This is a genomic window from Bradyrhizobium sp. NBAIM03, assembly GCF_020194055.1.
GTDB lineage: Bacteria > Pseudomonadota > Alphaproteobacteria > Rhizobiales > Xanthobacteraceae > Bradyrhizobium > Bradyrhizobium yuanmingense.
The window spans coordinates 1-415 of sequence record NZ_JADYVS010000214.1; the positions used below are offsets into that span (position 1 = coordinate 1).

General features: G+C 32.0%; 1 protein-coding gene. It reads right to left on the minus strand.

The window, feature by feature from the left end; all coding sequences use genetic code 11:
* The coding region (locus tag I6F21_RS38160) for a hypothetical protein (RefSeq protein WP_225184438.1) at positions 1-204 on the minus strand (204 nt) is incomplete at its 3' end.
* Positions 205-415: the final 211 nt, after the last annotated feature.

Sequence of the window (415 nt, forward strand, 5' to 3'; positions counted from 1 at the left end):
ACTTAAACTTAATGAACTGACTACAACCATCCAAAAATTGTTCCAAAAATCTGTTACCACTACATCTCCTCTTTTCTTATTAAATTTTACCATAGTACTAGAAAATATTAGATAAAAAATGCCAGCAAATTGCTGACACCCATGTTTAAGACTTTCATTATAACATATTTTGGTACCGACAAAGATAGCGGGAGCAAACCACATAATATCAATTATTGTTGAAATCAACAATAATACAAAACAAAAAATCTAGCCGTTTAAAGCTAGATTTTTTATTACGACGATGAGAGACGAATTACGAAATTAATCGCATAACATCCAAGAATGTTAGTCCCTATCTGCCTCTCCAGTTAGTAGTTTTTTCAGAGTGTGGTAGCATTTAAGCAAAGAAGTTAATCTTACCCACATCCATAAC